Consider the following 12,991-nt stretch of genomic DNA (forward strand, 5'->3'; position numbering starts at 1 on the left):
TCGTGTAGTGAATTAAATTTAAGACAATATGTGTTGTCTTGCCCATGCCGCTGCTTGCAATCGGTTTTTGACGGAGAGTTTTTTATAGATCTGATAGAGGTGAGATTTGACGGTAAACTCGCTAATAAACATCTCTTCCGCGATCTGAATATTCGAAGCGCCAGTTTTTAGATAACTAAGTAGTTGTATTTCTCTATTGGTCAAGTCAACCGTCGCTGGAGCAGTTTGACAGTCGACGGCTTGACGATAATAGTGCAACAATTGAGAAGCTACTTTTCTAGGCAACCAGTTTTGGCCGTTAATGATTTCGGCGCACCCATGTGCGATGGCTTCCATGCTATCTGTGTTATAAAACAAGCCCTTTAGATTTCCCATCGCTAGGAGTTCATCCGTTGTCAGTCGTTTATTGACATTAAACACAATGACCTCAAACAGTTTGTTGACTAACGGAAGAGCGCGCAATTGAGAGTTAATTGCATGATGGTCAGAATAATTGATTAATAAAATTTTATGCCGATGTTGTCGATCGGCCAGCATCAGTTCTTCGGGTTTTACCATAGGGATAGTTAAGCCGAGTTTGTCTTCAATATCGGTGACAAATGGTTCTTGTTCTTTTTGCAAGCATAAGTGATGTATGGTTCGGGTATAGCTGCTTCTATTCACTCGAGACTCTCCTAATAATCATGAGCTTCTCAGAGTGAAAGAACTTTGGTAAAAGTGCTAACGAATGACTTACTTTTGCGTTTTGTTTCATATCGGTCGGTAATTAAGCGATTGCTCACTATTTTTAGCTTTGATTTGTGTCGAAAAATCTACTCCATCGAAAGTTGGTATTCTTCTTGTTCAGGTTGAATCGCCTTTTTCTCCCAGTATCATGTAGAACTTTTATTTATCCGTATCATTTCCAATGAAAAAAATACACGATTTACTTTGCCAATACTGGGTGGCACTGTCAGTACTGATATTATTACTTATCACGGTACTTTCTCTAACACCGCTTCCTGAGCTTCCTGCTGTTCCTGGCTCCGACAAATCGCATCACTTTATTGCTTACGGAGCATTAATGTTTTCTGTTGGCCTGCGTAAACCCAAATACTGGTTATTTGTTGGTGCTTTTTTTGTCGCTTGGAGTGGGGCGATCGAGTTGATCCAGCCATACGTAAATCGCTATGGGGAGTGGTTAGATCTTGCTGCTAATGTTGGTGGTCTAACGACCGGTTTTGTCGCTGGCCGTTTATTTAGTTATCTCATCGCTAGAATGGATAACTCAGCTCATTGATAGAGAACGAAATCTGTCGGTGAGTTTGACTGTCATGTCTCAAAGCGTGATTGATAGTGATTTGTGCCGTTAATAAAGCGTGCTATCCTATACTGCTATTTAACCATCCAATAAAGAAACAGACGGAGCGAAACATGGCGAGCCGTGGAGTAAACAAAGTAATTTTAGTTGGTAACTTGGGTAATGATCCTGAAGTTCGTTACATGCCAAGTGGCGGCGCTGTGGCAAACATTACTGTTGCAACCTCAGAAAGCTGGCGCGATAAGAACACAGGCGAACAGCGTGAAAAAACAGAATGGCACCGTGTTGCTCTGTTTGGCAAATTAGCTGAAGTCGCAGGTGAATACTTACGCAAAGGTTCTCAGGTATACATTGAAGGCCAACTTCAAACACGTAAGTGGCAAGACCAAAATGGCCAAGAGCGTTACACGACAGAAGTTGTGGTACAAGGCTTTAATGGTGTAATGCAAATGCTAGGAGGCCGTGCTCAAGGGGGCGCACCTGCACAAGGAATGGGTGGCCAGCAGCAAGGCGGTTGGGGTCAACCTCAGCAGCCAGCAATGCAACATCAACCAGCTCAGCAACCACAATCGCAACCAAAACAGGCTCAGCCACAATATAATGAGCCACCGATGGATTTTGATGACGACATCCCGTTTTAAGCGATTAAACAGTAAAAAAAGCCGCGTATTCAGCGGCTTTTTTATATATTGAACTATACAACTACCTTCTAATCGCCAGTAGTGAGTCTTCTATTTTTTCTGGCATCATCTTTTTGAAAAGGAATTCGGTCTAGTGAGGTATACGCCTACCTTAAAGCTGAGTACTCGATTGGTTGCATTTGTAACGATGATCGTGATCAGCGCCATGTTCATTTTGTTTCTCGGTGGGACTTTGTCTTTTAAACAGCTTGGGCAAGAATATCTCGATCACTCTTTGATTGGTATTGTCGAGGTCGTGGACAAAGAAATGGAAGATCCTGATGCTGCATATTCAATGCAACGGTGGATGCCTAAGATGTTGCAGGCATCAAACATTGTTGAAATGGAATTGTCTTCCTCCGTTGGAGTGATCTATCGCTTCAAAGATACCTCTTCAAAATACGATCCAGCACTCCTGTATGAAGTCAGCTTTGAGTTGCAAAGAAATCAAGGTTATAGCATCGCGTTTAAAGCCATCCCTCCTTACATTGGCTACGGTTATTCGATGCAAGCTCTTCTGTCGATCACGCTCTCGGTGTTACTGATCATCTTTTGCTTAATGCAAGGCGTAAAGTGGCTTAAAAAACAATTATATGGCTCGGAGTTATTGGAAGAGCGAGGACGGATGATCTTAGCGGGCCGAGTGGAAGAATATGCCAAAGGAGACATCAACGAATGGCCTTATACAGCGAGTGAAGCCTTAGACCGCGTTATTGAAGAGTTGCAAGATGCTCGGCAGGAGCGCAGTCGGTTTGATACTTTTATCCGAACACAAACGTTCCTCGATCAACTGACAGGTGCCGCCAACCGAGTATTGTTTGATAGTAAGTTGGAATCAGCAGTGACGGAAAGTGGGGCAAATGGTGGCGTTCTATTGTTACGGATTGATGATTGGGATGCACTGAAAGAAGAAAGCGGCAAGCAAATTGCCAATGACTTTATCGTTGAAGTTGGTGAAGGGCTTTCGAACATTATTCAACGTTATCCTGACGTTATTCTCTCTCGATATTATGATTCTGACTTCGCCATTTTTGCGCCACACTTAAATAGCAAAGACGTGTCAAATATCGCCATTAACTGCTTAAAGCAAATCGCGAAACTTACCCCTCCAGATCCATTAGAGCCCGATAATTGGTGCCATATTGGCATTAGTATGTATCGTGAAGGTGAGCGGCAAGGTCGTATCATGGATGAAGCGGAGACCGCATTAAAAAGTGCACAGCTACAACGGGTAAATACATGGAACCGTTTCAAGAAAGTGGTCGCTCAAGATGAAGAGCGAGGCAGTGTCCGTTGGAGAACGCTTTTTGATCAGGTGTTGAAGCCTGAAAAGTTGTTTATTTTTGAGCAGCCATGTTACTTACTTGATAGTCAGCAAGAACTGCAAATTGATCATCATGAGCTATTTGTGCGGATTGATGATCCAGAAAAAGGATTGATTAAATCCTCTCATTTCAATGCGGCTATTGAATCAGTTGGTTATGAAATGACCTTAGATAAGGCAAGTTTCTCTTTGATTATCAACTTTTTGAAGTCATCCTCTACGCATTCTCTAAACTATTCTGTTAATCTTTATGTCACTCCTTTTGCTGATCGTGAATATCGAAAATGGTTTAGGGATGAGTTACTTCAGTTACCCATTGATAAACGTGGTTTGCTAACGTTGGAATTTGCTGAAGCGAGATTGGTGAAACACCTCGATTATATGCGACCCATTATTAAGATGGCATCAGGCTTAGGGTGCAAAATCATAGTGGGTCAGGCTGGGCGCTCAATAGTGAGTACGCATTATCTAAAAGATCTGCCAATCCATTATTTAAAACTCCACCGGAGTCTGATTAAACAAATTGATCAGAGGCATGAAAACCAACTTTTTGTGCGTAGTTTGCTTGGCGCATGTAGAGGGCTTAAAACTCAACTCATTGCTGTCGGTGTTGAAACGAAAAATGAATTCAACACGGTGATTAAGCTAGGGGTGAATGGTGTTCAAGGACGCTTCTTTAAAAAAGAAGAACAATTGCTTCCAATTGAAAAACAGACCGCTATGAATGATTTTACGACTAAAGTAAAAGTAGGGCGGCGAAACCGGTGGCGGAAAAAATAAAACTGAATGAAGATGCACTCAATTTTAGGTAAATTCAAAAAACAGAATGATTCGGCTGAATGTGTGAATGCCATTGTTCAACCCAGCGCTATCTATCTTACTACACCATCGAATGCGTTACCTCAACATATCCCTCTCAAAGGGCAACCATGGGTTGAGGTGCTTCTTTCTATTCTTCAAGCATCTGCACAGAAAGGAAGCCAAGTTAACCTTGTCCTGCATTCTGGTTTGTATCAGACCTATCAAATAGAGAAGCCAAATCTTCCTCATGATGAACTTCAAGTTGCCCTCCCATTTCTGCTTAAAGATCTCATTTCAGAAAAAGTCACAGAAATCATTGCCGATGCTGCCGTGTTGCCAGGAAGTAATAAGCTTCAGGCGTACGTGATTTCCAAGTCCGTTATTCTGGAGTTACACCGAAAGCTAGCAGGAGTAGACCTGCGTCTTGGAAAAGTTTTAGTTGAAGAGGAAGTGTGGGCACATTCGGTAGACGAACCGAACGATTTTCTGTTACTCCAACGTAGTAAAGAGAGTGGTTATAAAGTTAGTGCATACGTAGCAGGAAGCTGTGCTTTCCAACGCCATATCCGAGGTATAACGCCTCCTTTAACCGGTGTTGCTAGTAGTGTATTGCAGTTAGATGGTATCGCACTGGAACTGCAGCGATCGATTGACTATTTATCCTCTCAGCTACGTGGAACGTCGATCCACCAAATGAAAATTTGCTGTGATGAAGAAGAGCAGCAAGAACTCGCGAATGCCTTAGCAGAGCGTTTAAGTGTGAAAGTGAGTGCTCTTTCTGAGCGAAATGATGAGTCGGGGTTAGTCTTATCCCACTGTGTTACACGCATCGAATCTGAAGAAATTAACCTATATCCCGAGTACTTAAAACCTAAAAAAGATTACTTCAGTCTTCCGTTCATTGTTGCATGTTGGGCGGGGATAGCCGTGTTATTACTTGCCGTATTCGGATTGTTTCAATTTCAACAAACTAAGCTTGAACGCGAGTTACACGTGCAAAGGGCGCAAGAAAGCGAGTTTACTCAACAACTCACCAGCTTGAATCAGCGTTTGGCACGTCATAAGCCTTCCCCTGAAAAAGTGGCTGCGGTTGCGCGGCTTAAATTGGAAATTCAATCGAAACAAGACTCCATGACAGCGATGGGCGAATACGATGAATCACAACAAGTTGGCTATTCTGGCGTCATGCGTTCATTGGCCCAGTTAGGCCGTGATGATATAGCATTGCGTCAGATCCGCATGGATGCTCACTCTCTTGATCTTCAGGGAGTTGCTCGAGAGCCTAAGGCAATACCAAATTGGGTGAGACAGTTTAAACAAGAGTTGAACCTCATTGGTCGAACGTTTGAAAAGCTAAAAATTGGTCGCAATGAAAAGGACATCATTACCTTCGAGCTGACAGCGAAAGACGGAGGTCAACCATGAAGCAGCAGTGGCAACAACTAAGTGATAAGTTTGCTTCCTTAAGTGGTCGTGAAAAGGGACTGATCTCAATATGTGGTTTTGTGGCCATTTTTATTGGCCTTGCCGTGTTATTGGTTGAACCATCATTGAAGGTCAATAACGAGCTGAAGAAACAAATTGACACTACTCAAGTGAATAACCAGCGTTTAGAAGGCGAAATTCTGACGGTGACCGCCAAACTTAAGAAAGATCCCGATCAAGAGATCAATATGGAATACAGCCAGTTATTGACAGAAAGCCAGAATTTATCGCAACAATTGGCGAAGATCATCGAAAATCTCATTTCTCCTTCAGAAATGGCACAGTTATTGGAAGAGGTTTTAACTGAGAGCAAGGAATTGCATCTAGTTTCTCTAGAGTCATTGCCAGCCGAGCCCATTACATCGGACTCTGAAGGGAAAGACTATACTGGTTATTATTTACACCCTGTGCGTGTGGAATTGACGGGCAGTTACTTTAATATTCTGGCTTATCTTGAAGCGTTGGAGTCACTGCCAGTGAAGTATTATTGGCGTAGCTTTACCTACAAAGTGGAAAGCTACCCGTCAGCTCGATTAGTCATGGAAGTGTATACCTTGGGAACAAGACAGGAGTTTATTGGTGGTTAAATGGTGGTTTGTATTTAGCTGTTTGATTTCGGCAAGTAGTTTTGCTGCCAGTGATCCAACTGCACCATTAGATTGGACTCAATCAACTTCCCCTCAATCGAATAGTAAAAAAGCTGTTTATTCGTTACCTAAACTGCAAAGCATTATCTGCGTTAACGGCTCAGACTGTCAGGCGATTATGGGTAATAAAGTATTGGAGCGTGGGCAAGTGATTAATGGCTTTCGAGTCATCAACATTGATGCCGAATTCGTGACGGTTTCAAAGGGGAAAAGGCAGTGGAAATTAGAACTTTTCTCTAAAGATGTAAAACAATAAGGTTATCAGAATAGTATGCGTAAACTCGTTTTAGCTATCACCATCGCCTCACTGGCAGGATGCTCAATGGGACACCGGGATCCGGTGGAAGCAAAAAGTGCCCTTAATCAGGCGATTAATGAGTCTAATAGCAAAGCTATCGATGTGTTGCCTGCATCTGTGGAAGCAGATTTAATGCCTGAGTTAGACTCGGCAGTCTCACCAGAAAATCAAACGTTGAAACGCTACCGTATTAAAGCGGATGCCGTGGAAGCTCGTGCATTTTTTACCAGTTTAGTGCGTGGCACGGAATACAGCGCAGCCATTCACCCTGGCGTAAAAGGCAAAGTGACGGTTAACCTTACTGATGTCACCCTTGATGAAGTGCTTTCGGTGATCCGTGATATGTACGGCTATGAGATTGAACTCTCAGGAAAAGTCATTCAAGTTTATCCTGCCGATCTTCGTACAGTGACCCTTCCTGTCGATTATTTGCAGTTTAAGCGTTCGGGACGTTCGCTAACATCAATCACAACCGGAACAATTACAAACACAGACACGGATTCAGACTCCTCTTCTTCGTCTTCAAGTTCATCTTCATCAAATTCTTCTGGTAGCAGTAGCTCAAGCAGTGCCAAAGGTGGAACTGAAATCGAGACCATCAGTGAAAGTGATTTTTGGCCACAGTTACAAACGGCCGTTGCTCAGCTGATTGGCTCTAGTGATGGTCAAAGTGTAGTGGTTACCCCACAGGCTAGTTTGATTACCATCCGTGCTTACCCTGATCAGATTCGTGAAGTGCGAAATTTTATTGGAGCTTCACAAGAGCGCATGCATCGCCAAGTGATCTTAGAGGCAAAAATTCTAGAAGTGACCTTGAGTGATGGTTATCAACAAGGCATTAACTGGTCTAAAGCTTTTTCCTCTAATGGTACGGACTTCACTATTGGTCAAGGAAGTCTTCCACAAGACCCGGGCTTTACGCTACCTGGTTTAGATGCGATAGGTACCTTACTTGCAGGACAAAGCAATATTGTTATTTCCAGTGGTAGCTTTGACGCTGTATTGAATTTCATGGCAACTCAGGGTGATTTGAATGTTCTGTCCAGTCCGAGAGTAACGGCATCGAATAACCAGAAAGCTGTGATCAAAGTGGGTACCGATGAATATTATGTAACGGACTTATCGAGCGTTGTTGGAAGTGGTGATAACGCAAATCCAGCACCAGAAGTTGAGCTTACACCATTCTTTTCGGGCATCTCTCTTGATGTGACGCCACAAATTGATGATGCGGGGAATGTGTTATTGCATGTGCACCCTGCAGTGATTGAAGTGGATGAGCAAGTGAAAGAAATTGGTTATGGCAACACCAGTATTACCTTGCCTTTAGCTCGCAGCTCAATTCGTGAGTCTGACTCGGTGATTCGTGCTCAAGATGGTGATGTAGTGGTTATTGGTGGTCTGATGAAATCCAATACGTTCGACCGGGTATCAAAAGTCCCATTATTAGGTGATATACCGGGTGTAGGTCATTTATTCCGAAATAAGTCGAAGCTGACAGAAAAAACCGAATTGGTCATTTTGCTCAAGCCAACGGTGGTCGGTGTGAACACTTGGCAAAAAGAATTGGAACGCTCGCGTGACTTGTTGCAAGAGTGGTTCCCCGAAGAAGATAGCCAGTAATGTATGTATTTGGAGCACTTTGGTCTTAAGCAAGCCCCATTTCATCTAACCCCAGACACAGAAATGTTTTTAGGGTTAGCCCCACACTATGAAGCGATTCAAACTGTGTTAGCTGCGTTAGCTATGGATGAAGGGGTGATTAAAGTCAGTGGAGAGGTGGGGACCGGAAAAACCATGGTTTGTCGGATGTTGATAAACCAAATGGGGGACGATGTTCAACTGGTTTATTTACCGAATCCCGCTTTAGATGGTGATGAGCTACGTCAAGCTATTGCTAGAGAACTTGGATTGGAAAGTAGCGCTGTTACGGTCGTCGGTGATATTCAGGAACGGTTGCTTGCTTTAAACAAACAAAACAAAAGTGTTGTTCTGGTTGTCGATGAAGCCCAAGCCCTTAGTGATGAAGCATTAGAAGTATTGCGTTTATTTGGCAACCTCGAAACGGAACAAAGCAAATTGTTGCAAATCGTGTTGTTTGGACAACCTGAACTTGATGAACGGTTAGCACTGCACCATTTACGCCAGCTTCGTCAACGAATTAGCTACAATGTTTCTTTACGTGCTTTAAATTTCAATGAAGTTGTTGCTTATATCGATAGCCGCTTAACAAAAGCAGGTGGCGTGAGTTCGATATTCAACCTTGCTCAAAAAAAAGCAATTTGGCGAGCAAGCCAAGGAATACCTCGGCTGATCAACCAAATCACCAGTAAAGCAATGGTATTAGCGTGCTGCCAAGCTACGATGCAGGTGAGCAATCACCAGTTATATGACGCCATTCACGATACTTTTGATAGCTGTAAGCCTAGATTTAAAAGCCCGCGCTTGTGGGGATGGAGTAACACATGAGTGCTATTAATGATGCGCTAACGGATTTAGCTGAAAAGCGCCGCTCAACACAGAATATTGTAAGAGCAGACGTACCAAAAATTAAACAACGGCCTGTTTTACCTTGGCTTATCGCAGGATTTACTTTAAGTATGGCGATGGGCGGATGGGCGGTGTCACAATCCCAACCAATTTCCGTTACGCAGCCTAGCTATTCTTCTCAACCTATCAATGACGAGCAAGCCAGTATTGAGGTTATGCTTGCCCCATCTCCGACAAGCAAAAAGAGTCGTACCGATAGCGAACTTTATTTTGCCTCTAATTCTGTAGCCCAACCAACTGGAACAACAGAAAAAGCTGGACCGGTTCCGGTAAAGAAAAGTACAACTTCAAAGACCGCCCCCGTAAAAGAGCATCTAGAAAACACCAACCCAATTCAACCTCAAAATGTCATTGTTGAGCAAGTGGAGCTTTCTCCGGAGCAATTGGCTCAAAAGGCCATCATTCGTGCAGAAAAAGCCATGGAGAGCAACAAGCTAGATGAGGCGTTAACCCAATTTCAAATAGCACTTCGGCATACCCCTTCTGATAGCAATGTGAGAAAGAAACTGGCGGCACTTTATTATGGGAAAGGGGATACCCGCAAGGCGGCAGAGCTGTTGCAAAAAGGGATCCGGCAATATCCTAATGATGAAGATGTACGTATAGCATTGGCTAAGTTGCTAATAAAAGAGAATCAACAACAAGCGGCTTTAGTGCCACTAATGCAACTAACCAAGCCTGCCAGCGTAAAATATTTGTCTTTGCGAGCTGCATTGGCTCAGAAAGCTAATCAGGATGCATTAGCGCTTGAAAGCTATCAACAACTGGTTCAGTTAGAACCAGAGAATGGACGTTGGTGGCTTGGGTTAGGTATTCAACAAGAGCGAGCTCTTAACCTCACTTCTGCACAACAATCCTATAAGAAAGCGCTGTTGAAAGTCGGCATTTCGAGTCAATCACAACAATTTATTCGCGATCGGCTAACGCTACTCAGCCGTCTAGAGGAGAAGCCGAATGCAAATTAAGCTGCGTAAACGCCTTGGTGACTTGTTAGTTGAAGAAGGCATTATTACCGAAGAACAAGTTGAGCAAGCTTTAGCTGCGCAGAAAACGACAGGACGTAAATTAGGTGCCGCCCTGATCGAGCTGGGATTTCTTACTGATCACCAAATGCTGACTTTCTTATCTCAGCAGTTAAGTGTACCTCTTATCGACTTAAGCCGCGCGAATGTAGATGTCGATGCGGTGCAATTGCTATCCGAAGTTCATGCACGACGTCTTCGTGCGATGGTTATTGGGCGTAATGGCGATACATTACGTATTGCCATGAGTGATCCTGCAGACTTATTTGCCCAAGAAGCGCTGTTGAGCCAACTGCCAAATTACAATGTAGAGTTTGTGATCACACCAGAGAAGCAGTTGGTTGAGGGTTTTGATCGCTATTATCGTCGTACTAAAGAGATTGCCTCGTTTGCGGAGCAACTCCAAGCAGAGCACCAAGTTACTGAAGCGTTTGATTTTAATATCGAAGATCAAGATAGCGAAGAAGTGACGGTTGTTAAGCTGATCAATTCATTATTTGAAGATGCGATCCAAGTGGGGGCATCGGATATTCATATTGAGCCGGATGCAAATATTTTACGCTTAAGACAACGTATCGATGGTGTATTACACGAAACTTTATTGAATGAAGTCAATATTGCACCAGCACTGGTCCTTCGCCTTAAGTTGATGGCAAATCTCGATATTTCAGAAAAACGCCTACCTCAAGATGGTCGCTTTAATATTAAAGCTAAAGGACAGTCGGTCGATATCCGTATGTCGACGATGCCTGTGCAATATGGCGAATCGGTCGTTATGCGTCTGCTAAACCAATCAATGGGGATACGCAAACTAGAGGAGTCGGGGATACCTGCTGACCTGCTAGAAAGGCTGCGGCGCCAATTGAAACGCCCTCATGGCATGATTTTGGTAACGGGACCAACAGGCTCTGGTAAAACCACCACCTTATATGGGGCACTTAGTGAGCTCAATGAGCCCGGTAAGAAGATCATCACTGCTGAAGACCCAGTGGAATATCGCTTACCGAGGATCAGTCAGGTTCAGGTAAATCCTAAAATTAACCTCGATTTTTCAACGGTCCTGAGAACGTTTTTACGTCAGGATCCTGACATCATCCTCGTCGGGGAGATGCGAGATCATGAAACGGTCGAAATTGGTTTACGAGCCGCTCTGACTGGCCACTTAGTTCTAAGTACCTTGCACACCAATGATGCCATAGACAGTGCTTTGCGCATGATTGACATGGGCGCGCCAGGGTATCTTGTCGCAAGTGCGGTGAGAGCCGTTGTGGCTCAGCGACTGGTACGTAAAGTATGTCCAGACTGTAAAACTCAGGATGATGTGGATGAGTCACGCCGTCAGTGGCTTGCACAGCGTTTTCCAAATCAAGAGAGTGCCAATTTTATGCGTGGTCGAGGTTGCCAAAATTGTAACCTCACTGGTTATCGTGGGCGTGTAGGGGTATTTGAAATGCTCGAACTTGATCATGCCATGATGGATGCTTTGAGAGCCGACGACGCTGTGTTATTTGCTCAACAAGCGCGAAACAATGAAGAGTACAAGCCATTGTTAGCTGCGGCGATGGAGTTAGCATTAAAGGGTGAAGTGAGCCTGGATGAAGTGATGAATCTCGGTGAAGGTGATGCATCCGGTATGACTCAGGCTATTTATATTTAAAGGTAAATCATGCCGATATATCGATATCAGGGGCGAAGCTCTGATGGTGCAAAGATTTCTGGGCAAGTGGAAGCGGCTAACGAAGAGTTAGCTGCTGAATCGTTACTGAGTAAAGGAGTGATCCCAACCTCGATTACTTCGGGAGCTTCAGCAAGCAGCTTCAATATCGATCTTAAAGCCTTGTTAAAAACAGCTGTTCCACTTGAAGTGATGGTGATATTTTGCCGACAGCTGTATAGCTTGACCAAAGCGGGGGTTCCTTTACTGCGTTCGATTCGTGGTTTGACCCAAAATTGCAGCAATAAACAGCTCAGAGAAGCCCTAGAAGAGGTGACGCAAGAGTTAACCAACGGCCGTAATTTGTCAGCATCGATGCAAATGCATTCCACGGTATTCAGCCCTTTGTTTGTATCCATGATCAATGTAGGTGAAAACACAGGTCGCTTGGATGAAGCACTACTTCAGCTTGCTAATTATTATGAACAAGAGTTAGAAACCCGTAAGCGGATCAAAACGGCAATGCGTTACCCGACGTTTGTCATCAGCTTTATTGTTGTGGCCATGTTTGTCCTCAACTTAAAGGTGATCCCTCAGTTTGCCAACATGTTTAGTCGGTTTGGTGTTGATCTTCCGCTACCTACAAGAATTTTGATCACGACTTCCGACTTTTTTGTCAATTACTGGGTGTGGCTGCTTGCCGCCATGGTTGGAGCGCTATTTGCATTTCGAACTTGGTTGAATACCGCCAATGGCCGAGAGCGTTGGGATAAGTTTAGACTCAGGATGCCTGTGGTCGGCGGCATTGTGAATCGGGCACAACTTTCTCGATTTTCTCGTACTTTTGCGCTAATGCTTAAAGCAGGGGTGCCGCTAAACCAATCATTGTCGTTATCCGCAGAAGCTTTAGATAACAAGTTTCTTGAAGGGCGATTATTGGAAATGAAGGCCTCAATTGAAGCAGGTGGAACCATTTCTTCCACTGCAATCAATAGCGGTGTTTTTACCCCTTTGGTTATTCAAATGATTTCTGTCGGGGAAGAGACTGGCCGTATTGACGAACTGTTGTTAGAAGTTGCCGACTTTTATGACCGTGAGGTCGACTATGATTTGAAAACGCTGACGGCACGTATCGAGCCTATCTTGCTCGTTGTCGTTGCCGGTATGGTGCTAATACTGGCCCTCGGCATTTTCTTGCCTATGTGGGGCATGCTCGACGCGCTTAAGGGATAA

General features: G+C 43.9%; 12 protein-coding genes. 11 read left to right on the forward strand and 1 reads right to left on the reverse strand.

The features are described 5' to 3' along the window. Nucleotides 1–18 precede the first annotated feature (18 nt). Nucleotides 19–663, reverse strand: a complete 645-nt coding sequence (locus ACQEXU_RS15540; protein ID WP_427011512.1) for a LuxR C-terminal-related transcriptional regulator — start codon at nucleotides 661–663, stop codon at nucleotides 19–21. Between the two features lie 244 nt (nucleotides 664–907). Between ACQEXU_RS15540 and ACQEXU_RS15545 the strand changes: the two genes are divergently transcribed. The 11 genes from ACQEXU_RS15545 to ACQEXU_RS15595 all read left to right on the forward strand — a co-directional run bounded on the left by ACQEXU_RS15545 (nucleotide 908) and on the right by ACQEXU_RS15595 (nucleotide 12,991). Then, nucleotides 908–1,279: a VanZ family protein gene (locus ACQEXU_RS15545; protein ID WP_427011513.1), complete on the forward strand. Its 372-nt coding sequence runs from the start codon at nucleotides 908–910 to the stop codon at nucleotides 1,277–1,279. Between the two features lie 134 nt (nucleotides 1,280–1,413). Then, entirely contained in the window at nucleotides 1,414–1,941 is a 528-nt protein-coding gene (locus tag ACQEXU_RS15550) for a single-stranded DNA-binding protein (RefSeq protein WP_367988059.1), read from the forward strand. 133 nt (nucleotides 1,942–2,074) lie between these two features. Then, nucleotides 2,075–4,084 (forward strand): RNase E specificity factor CsrD, encoded by a 2,010-nt coding sequence (gene csrD / locus ACQEXU_RS15555; RefSeq protein ID WP_427011514.1) that lies wholly within the window; start codon nucleotides 2,075–2,077, stop codon nucleotides 4,082–4,084. A 6-nt stretch (nucleotides 4,085–4,090) separates the two neighbouring features. Further along, on the forward strand, nucleotides 4,091–5,530 hold the full coding sequence (locus ACQEXU_RS15560; protein WP_427011515.1) for an MSHA biogenesis protein MshI: 1,440 nt from the start codon (nucleotides 4,091–4,093) through the stop codon (nucleotides 5,528–5,530). Further along, nucleotides 5,527–6,177 carry a type 4a pilus biogenesis protein PilO gene (pilO, locus tag ACQEXU_RS15565; protein ID WP_427011516.1) on the forward strand — a complete coding sequence of 217 codons (651 nt, stop codon included), beginning with the start codon at nucleotides 5,527–5,529 and terminating at the stop codon, nucleotides 6,175–6,177. Before ACQEXU_RS15560 ends, pilO begins: the two co-directional genes overlap by 4 nt. Then, nucleotides 6,170–6,493, forward strand: a complete 324-nt coding sequence (locus ACQEXU_RS15570; RefSeq protein WP_427011517.1) for an MSHA biogenesis protein MshK — start codon at nucleotides 6,170–6,172, stop codon at nucleotides 6,491–6,493. Before pilO ends, ACQEXU_RS15570 begins: the two co-directional genes overlap by 8 nt. A gap of 15 nt (nucleotides 6,494–6,508) precedes the next feature. Then, a complete protein-coding gene (gene mshL, locus ACQEXU_RS15575; protein WP_427011518.1) occupies nucleotides 6,509–8,155 on the forward strand; it encodes a pilus (MSHA type) biogenesis protein MshL in 1,647 nt (548 codons plus the stop codon). 3 nt (nucleotides 8,156–8,158) lie between these two features. Further along, entirely contained in the window at nucleotides 8,159–9,001 is an 843-nt protein-coding gene (locus ACQEXU_RS15580; protein WP_427011519.1) for an ExeA family protein, read from the forward strand. Beyond that, a complete protein-coding gene (locus tag ACQEXU_RS15585; protein ID WP_427011520.1) occupies nucleotides 8,998–10,047 on the forward strand; it encodes a tetratricopeptide repeat protein in 1,050 nt (349 codons plus the stop codon). Before ACQEXU_RS15580 ends, ACQEXU_RS15585 begins: the two co-directional genes overlap by 4 nt. Further along, entirely contained in the window at nucleotides 10,037–11,761 is a 1,725-nt protein-coding gene (locus tag ACQEXU_RS15590; protein WP_427011521.1) for a GspE/PulE family protein, read from the forward strand. Before ACQEXU_RS15585 ends, ACQEXU_RS15590 begins: the two co-directional genes overlap by 11 nt. A gap of 9 nt (nucleotides 11,762–11,770) precedes the next feature. Further along, nucleotides 11,771–12,991, forward strand: a complete 1,221-nt coding sequence (locus ACQEXU_RS15595; protein ID WP_367988068.1) for a type II secretion system F family protein — start codon at nucleotides 11,771–11,773, stop codon at nucleotides 12,989–12,991.

Source organism: Vibrio sp. TRT 21S02 (assembly GCF_050113675.1).
Classification (GTDB): Bacteria; Pseudomonadota; Gammaproteobacteria; order Enterobacterales; family Vibrionaceae; genus Vibrio.